6 protein-coding genes and 1 pseudogene are annotated in these 7,225 nt (G+C 49.3%); 5 read left to right on the top strand and 2 right to left on the bottom strand.

The genetic code is table 11. From position 1 onward, the window contains the following. A partial coding sequence (locus DBO31_RS06235; protein ID WP_150824713.1) for a DEAD/DEAH box helicase occupies nt 1-1,194 on the top strand: 1,194 nt, incomplete at its 5' end. 128 nt (nt 1,195-1,322) lie between these two features. Here the strand turns inward: DBO31_RS06235 and rpoD are convergent. Beyond that, nucleotides 1,323-2,561, bottom strand: coding sequence for an RNA polymerase sigma factor RpoD (gene rpoD / locus DBO31_RS06240; protein ID WP_150824714.1), 1,239 nt, complete (start codon nt 2,559-2,561; stop codon nt 1,323-1,325). A gap of 26 nt (nt 2,562-2,587) precedes the next feature. After that, nucleotides 2,588-4,378 carry a DNA primase gene (dnaG, locus tag DBO31_RS06245; RefSeq protein ID WP_150824715.1) on the bottom strand — a complete coding sequence of 597 codons (1,791 nt, stop codon included), beginning with the start codon at nt 4,376-4,378 and terminating at the stop codon, nt 2,588-2,590. 334 nt (nt 4,379-4,712) lie between these two features. On the opposite strand from dnaG, the gene DBO31_RS06250 reads away from it, so the two are divergent. The 4 genes and pseudogenes from DBO31_RS06250 to DBO31_RS09510 all read left to right on the top strand — a co-directional run. Continuing rightward, entirely contained in the window at nt 4,713-5,606 is an 894-nt protein-coding gene (locus tag DBO31_RS06250; RefSeq protein WP_059077357.1) for an RluA family pseudouridine synthase, read from the top strand. Nucleotides 5,607-5,655: 49 nt separating this feature from the next. Beyond that, nucleotides 5,656-6,621, top strand: coding sequence for a class II fructose-1,6-bisphosphate aldolase (gene fba / locus DBO31_RS06255; protein WP_059077358.1), 966 nt, complete (start codon nt 5,656-5,658; stop codon nt 6,619-6,621). An 82-nt stretch (nt 6,622-6,703) separates the two neighbouring features. Next, the gene (rpsT, locus tag DBO31_RS06260) at nt 6,704-6,970 is read left to right on the top strand and encodes a 30S ribosomal protein S20 (protein WP_059077359.1); all 267 of its coding nucleotides are present in this window, start codon (nt 6,704-6,706) and stop codon (nt 6,968-6,970) included. A 77-nt stretch (nt 6,971-7,047) separates the two neighbouring features. After that, nucleotides 7,048-7,225, top strand: a pseudogene (locus DBO31_RS09510) (MATE family efflux transporter); the annotation flags it as partial.

The raw sequence follows: 7,225 nt of genomic DNA on the forward strand, positions 1-7,225 counted from the left end.
AAATGTCCTCAAATCATCGTCGCCACACCGGGGCGGCTCATCGACCATATGAAGAGAGGCACTATCCAGCTCAGTCATATCAGTACGATTGTCCTGGACGAAGCCGATGAAATGCTGGATATGGGATTTATTGATGATATCAATCTCATCATGGGAGCGACACCGGAAACGCGGCAGACACTGCTCTTTTCGGCGACTATGCCCAAACCGATTCAGGAACTGGCAGAAAACTTCCTACACGATCCCAAGATTATCCGCATGAAAGCCAAAGAAGTAACCATCGACTTAATCGAACAGTCCTACATTGAAGTGCCGGACCGTCAGAAATTCGATATTCTCTGCCGCCTCCTCGATTTACAAGAACCGGATCTGGCTATTATCTTCGTCCGCACCAAACGCCGCGTCGATGAAGTATCGGAAGCACTGAAGAAACGCGGTTACTCGGCAGAAGGCATACACGGCGATCTGACACAGGCCAAACGCGATACGGTCATCCGCCAGTTCAGGGAACGCACGATTGATATCCTCGTCGCTACCGACGTGGCTGCCCGCGGCCTTGATATCAGCGGTGTTACGCATGTATTTAACTACGATCTGCCCCAGGATCCGGAAAGCTATGTCCATCGCGTAGGGCGTACGGGTCGTGCCGGCCAGAGCGGCGAAGCAACGACGTTCGTCATCCCCAGAGAAATCGAACATCTGCGTACGATTGAACGGCTCATCAAACGCCGCATCCAGCGCCGTAAGGCACCTACATTATCGGAAGCACTGGAAGGAGCCCAACAGACGGCTATCCGCAATCTGGTCGGTGCTGTCGAATCCGGAGAATATGGAACCTATAAGGAAAATGCGGAAGAATTGCTCAGCAATTATGACAGCACGGCTCTCGTCGCCGCCGCCATCAAACTTTTGACTAAAGAACCGGATACGACACCAGTCAAAATCACGGAAGAAGCACCGCTGCGCGTCAGGACCAGCCGCCGGCAGGGATCTGGCCGGGGAAATAACCGTCGCCGTGACCACAGCCAGCACTCAGGAAAGCAGCATGACGGCCAGCGTCATTTTCATTCCAAAGGGAACCGGGACAATCGTAAAAAAGATACGGGTGATACGGCCCGCCGTGTTTTTAAACCGCGTAAAAAAGAACACAAAGAACCCACCCGTTCTGTTTTCAAGCCCTACTTTAAAGATTAATCACAGACTGGCATAGCATATTCAGACATGAAAAAACCATGGAAACGTAATCATCAGATTACAATTCCATGGTTTTTTCTATCCCATCTGACGGGTCATATAATTGTATACAGCGTATTATCTGCCAATCAGAGAAAGTCTTTAATTTTTTCCCGCTTACCCCAATTCCGGAGTTTGCTCAGGGCCTTTCCTTCAATCTGGCGGATACGTTCACGGGTGACATTAAAATGCTGCCCTACTTCTTCCAATGTACGGGGACGGCCGTCTTTCAGTCCAAAGCGCAGATAGAGTACTTTCCGTTCCCGGTCTGTCAGACAGGAGAAGACGTCTTCTATCTGTTCTTTCAGCAGAATAAAGGAAGCCGCATCATCAGGAGCTACTGCTTCCTGGTCTTCGATGAAATCACCCAGATGAGAATCTTCTTCTTCCCCGATTGGTGTTTCCAAAGATACCGGTTCCTGGGCAATCTTCATGATTTCCCGTACCCGTTCGACAGAAATATCCATTTTTTCCGCGATTTCTTCCGGCAGTGGTTCCCGGCCTTTATCCTGCAGAAGCTGACGGGAGATGCGAATCAGTTTATTGATTGTTTCTACCATGTGTACAGGGATACGGATAGTACGGGCCTGGTCAGCAATAGCCCGGGTAATGGCCTGCCGGATCCACCACGTAGCATAAGTACTGAATTTATAGCCTTTACTATAATCAAATTTATCAACAGCCTTCAACAGACCCAGATTGCCTTCCTGTATCAGGTCCAGGAACAGCATGCCCCGGCCGACATAGCGTTTGGCAATACTGACAACGAGGCGCAGATTGGCGTCCGTCAGTTTTTTCTTGGCAACGCTTCCCGCTTTGATTTCTTCTTCCGTCGCATCGGGGGAATTGCCCCGTTCAATAGTCTTAGCCAGAGTGATTTCTTCTTCTGCTGACAACAGAGGGACACGGCCGATTTCTTTGAGATACATGCGGACCGGATCATCAATATTGATGCCTTCGGGAATGCTCAGATCCATATGGATTTCCGGGACCTTTTCCGTATCATCGTCATCGAGATCATCATCCATGGTCATCTGGTCATCTTCACCGATAATATCGATGCCTTTGTCAGCAAACACCTCATACATCTTGTCAATCTGATCGGGAGTCAGATCATCTTCTTCCATCACATTCATGATTTCTGTATAGGTCAGGCTCCCCTTTTTCTGTCCCGTCTTAATCAGCTGCTGGATATGCTGCAGCGTCAGTTCCTGCCGTTCTTTTTCGCTCAGTTGGGGCGCATCCGTTTTTTTCGCACGTTTGCTGCCCCGTGTCGTTTTCTTTGTCTTTTTTTTGACTGCCTTATTTTCATCCTTTATATTTGCCATAAAGTACTAGCTCCTTTCTTTCTCCGTCAGGACCAATGTTTCATTTCTTCTAAAATCTGTTTACACGCCGCCAGCGCATCTACGAGACGGGGATCATTACTCTGTCCGTAGGCGGCTGCCCGGGCGCTGTATTCTTTATACTTTTTCTGCAATTCCGCCAGGCGGAACCGTTTTACATAATCGAGTAAAACAGCTTCGTCTACGGGAACATCTTGCAGTACCATGATTCTTGCAAGTTCTTCGGCCTCCTCAGGAGTCAGATTATTCTGGATGTCACTCGTAGTGTACATTCCCTGTGCATCAGCAGCTGCCAATATTTTTTCATAAATACGGCGCCGCACAGTATTGGCAAAAAATCCCGGGATGATCTTTTCCCGGATACGGGTACAGGATTGGGGATGATCCATGAGAAAACGCAGGATATTTTCCTCTGAAACCGCATTGGGGCCACCGCCCCGGGCTGCAGCATTTTCCTGCGAAACGGAATGGGAAATAGTGACCTGCTGCTGTCCTGCTTCCGGATGAGCTGCCACGTATTTGTTAAACTCACTGCGGATTGCGTTTTCATCGATCTGAATGCGGGCTGCCATTTTTTTTAAAAAGGCTTCCAGGACGACGCGGTTGCTGACTTGCGCCAATACGGGAAGAAGTGTCGCCGTGATGGCAGCTTTGCCTTCAAGGGTCGTTTCATCCGATTGCTGGAGTGCCGTCATGAGCATGTAATCCAGCACGTTGGGCGCATTATCCACAGCTTCGCGGAATTTGTCAGGGCCGGCGCTATTAATATATTCATCAGGATCCTTGCCCTGCGGCAAAGATACGACACGGATGCGCATCCCCAGATTACGAACGATTTCCATGGCACGCAGCGTTGCCTGCCTGCCCGCCCCATCCATATCATACGATAAAACCAGCTCTTTTGCCTGACGCTGGAGAAGCCGCGCCTGTTCATCGGTAAACGCCGTCCCCAGGGACGCTACCACGTTGCAGATTCCCCGGTTATGAGCCGATATGACATCCATATACCCTTCAACCAGGATAGCTCTTCCTTGTTCATAAATCGCCTTGTGGGCTTTGTCCATAGCAAAGAGCAGGCGGCGTTTATTGAAAATCATTGTTTCCGGGGAATTCAGGTATTTGGGCCGGCTGTCATCGAGCACGCGGCCGCCAAAACCAACGATGCGTCCCCGGCCATCCCGTATGGGAAACATGACACGGTTGCGAAAGGCGTCGTAGTACCGGCCGTTTTTTTCTTTGGCCAGTCCGACTTCGACGAGTTCCGGCCCGGTCACTCCCTTTTTTTCAAAGGCATCGGTCAGTTTATTCCAGCTGTCCGGGGCAAATCCCAGCTTAAACGAATAAATCGTGTCGTCGCTCAGGTGGCGGCGATGAAAATAGGCAAGGCCCGGTTCGCCGTAGTGGGTCTTCACCAGACAGTTATGAAAGAAATTGCCGGCCAGTTCATTAATTTCAAACAGGCGGTTCCGATGCGTATCCCGTGCAATGTCATCGGCTGATTTTTCGACTTCCGGCAGCGGGATATGCGCCCGTTCAGCCAGTCGTTCCACGGCTTCACTAAAAGAGATGTTTTCTTTCATCATGATGAATTTGAAAACATCTCCGTGGGCATGACAGCCAAAACAATAATAGAATCCTTTATCAGCAGCGACACTGAACGAAGCCGTTTTTTCATTATGGAACGGACAGCATGCCCAGAAATTGCGTCCCCGGCGCTGGAGAACCAGATAATCGGAAATAACACTGACGATATCATTGGCCTGCCGTACTTGTTCTATAAATTCATTTGTAAAACGCATATGCCACATCACCTGTTAAAGAATTCGTGTAGTAATACATTCTAGATATACAGCCTGATTCCTGCCTGGCATCTGTATAGATTTTGCATATCACCTATGACGGCAGGACATTTCTCACAGACCTTACATTATATACTATTCCATAAAAATCTTCAAAATCCTTTTTCTACCGGTAATTTTTCTTTGTACCGATAAAAATCCCCCATTTTTTCTGTTGATTTTATCAGCCTCTTCCGTTACAATATAGCTGTGCAGCTAACATCCTACGTTGATTTCCCGGTTTCTCTTTTGTACAATAGATGTGTATGTATCTTTTACCGATAAAGGAGATGCCATGATTGAAGTTATCGTAGGCAGACTGGAAAAGAAAACATCCCTGCTAGGTGCCTTGCGCCATGCCGGTGTTTCTGCCACCATGCGGCGGCGAATCAAGCACAACGGCATCTGTACCTGTAACGGCAGAGCCGCTGATACTCGTGATTTCGTTTCTACAGGCGACGTCATCCGCGTAGAGCTTCCGGAATCCAATCCCTTCCAGCCGGAACCGATTCCCGTTGAAATAGCCTACGAAGATGATTATATCATAGCTGTCAACAAGCCTGCGGGATTATTGATGCATCCTACGTCAGGGGCTCATGATGGAACGCTGGCAAACGCACTGGCCTGGTACTATCAAAAGACAGGGCAAAATTGTTCTTATCATCCGATGCACCGCCTGGACCGTAATACCTCCGGACTGTGCCTGATTGCAAAACAGCCCCAGATACAGTATGCTTTCAGCCGGCAGCATCTGGACTATCACCGGTATTATCTGGCCGTAGCCGAAGGAAGATTTCCCGCCCGGCGCCTGACCATACACTGGCCCATTTCCCGGGCTCCGGACAGCATTATACTGCGCCGTACCGATGCTGATGGCAAACCGGCCCATACCGATATTCAGTGTCTGGCTGTCACAGATGACTTCAGCCTGCTTCAAGTAACTCTTCATACAGGGCGCACCCACCAGATCCGGGTGCATTGTGCCAGCCTGGGCCATCCCTTATGCGGCGATGATTTGTATGGCGGCAGCCGGACCAAGATAGCAAGGCAGGCACTGCATGCATTCCGCATTCAGTTCACTCATCCGGTCAGTGGTACATTCATTACGGTTAATTCCCCGTTGCCGGCAGATATGCAACAGTTGTTCTGCTGTGCCGGCTGGGATTATCATAATCTGGTCCCGCTCTGAGGACCACCATATCTACACGTATACCTTTATTAAAAGGAGGAATTTTCCTATGCCATTAGTTACAACTACAGATATGTTCAAAAAAGCCTATGCCGGTCATTATGCCATCGGGGCTTTCAACATCAATAATATGGAAATTGTCCAGGCTGTTACCGACGCGGCAGCAGACCTTCAATCCCCAATCATCCTTCAGGCCTCGGCCGGTGCCAGAAAATACGCCAAGCCGAGTTATCTGAAACATCTCGTAGAAGCAGCTCTTGAAGACCATGACCTGACGGTAGCCCTTCATCTAGATCACGGCGCCGATTTTGAAACGTGCAAATCCTGCATAGATGGCGGGTTCACATCCGTCATGATTGACGGATCGAAGCATTCGTTCGAAGATAACATCGCCCTGACCAAGCAGGTCGTCGAATACGCTCATGCCCATGGCGTCGTCGTCGAAGGCGAACTGGGTCAGCTGGCAGGCATCGAAGATGATGTCAAAGTAGCCGCCCATGAAGCTTCCTATACCCGTCCGGAAGAAGTAGAAGAATTCGTAAGCCGCACTGGTGTCGATTCCCTGGCTATCGCTATCGGGACCAGCCATGGCGCCTATAAGTTCACGCCGGAACAGTGCACCCGTAACGAACAGGGCGTCCTCGTACCGCCGACACTGCGTTTCGATATTCTCGAAGAAGTGGCTAAACGGCTGCCTGATTTTCCGATTGTCCTGCACGGCGCGTCCTCTGTCGTACCGGAATATGTAAAGATCATTAACGAAAATGGAGGTAATCTCCCTGATGCTATCGGTATTCCGGAAGACCAGCTCCGCAAGGCAGCTTCCCTGGCAGTCTGCAAAATCAACATCGACTCCGATATCCGCCTGGCTCTGACAGCCGGTGTCCGTCTCCATATGGCCCAACATCCGGATCACTTTGACCCGCGCCAGTATCTGAAAGATGGCCGTCAGAACGTCTATGACCTTGTTTCTCATAAAATTACAGAAGTGCTGGGATCGGCACATAAAGCGTAATTCCCCAAAGTTTCTATTGATTTTTATTCTGTTTTATGATAGAATTTCTTCTAGTGTTCTTGTAAATTAGGAGGTGAACCCATTGCCGCAGATTAAATCCAACATCAAATCGATGGAAAAAGATGCAGCCCGTCACGCCGTAAATTCCCAGGTCAAATCTTCCGTTCATACTGCTATCCGCCGTACGACCGAAGCAATTGCCACAGGTGATGCTGAAGCTGTAAAAAAAGCATTTGATAAAGCCAGCAGCGTCATCGACAGTGCTGCACAGAAAGGCGTTCTACATAAAAATACTGCAGCCCGTAAGAAATCCCGTCTGGCTGCCAAAGTAAACGAAATGGATAAATAATCGTAATGCTAACAAGCCCCACGGTCCGTGGGGCTTGTTTTATATATCAATTCTTTTTTAAGGAGGTATCTGTATATATGCCGCAGATATACCAGATACGGCATTTTCTTACACTTTTTTTTCCGTTATTGCTCACCCAGATGGCCCAGGTTGGCAGCGGAGTCTTTTCCAGTATTTTCAGTGGCCAGGCCGGCACCGTCGATCTGGCGGGCGTCGCCGTCGGAGTCAATATCTGGTACCCGGTCTTTGCTGGTA

The sequence above is a fragment of the Megasphaera sp. DJF_B143 genome (genome assembly GCF_900320625.1).
GTDB lineage: Bacteria > Bacillota > Negativicutes > Veillonellales > Megasphaeraceae > Megasphaera > Megasphaera hexanoica.